General features: G+C 47.2%; 1 pseudogene. It reads right to left on the minus strand.

What is annotated here, in order from left to right:
* Nucleotides 1–267 (minus strand): annotated as a pseudogene (locus A3751_RS00385) (sensor histidine kinase); the annotation flags it as partial.
* Nucleotides 268–316: the final 49 nt, after the last annotated feature.

Genomic DNA, 316 nt, shown 5'->3' on the forward strand with positions numbered 1-316 from the left:
ACTCAGCTTTATGTTCCTTGCTTCGAACACATTCCCATACTGCGCTTGCTGCTCCGCCACGATGTCATCTAAATAGTGCTCATCAAGGTGAGCTGAGAGCATTTTCTTATGTAAGCGGTAGACCCCAAGAAGCTGAATAAGGTCATTGTTAACGCGCTCCGTCTCGTAGCGGATAGTGCTGACTCCTAGATTGTTTTCGCTATCTTCGGGTAGCTTCTGACAGAGTTCTTCGAGCGAATGCAGAAGCATGCCAAGAGAGTTTTTCATGTCATGGACTGACGATGCGAGAATCAAAGAGAAGTCAGCGTTGTCGGTA

Source organism: Oleiphilus sp. HI0080, assembly GCF_001635135.1.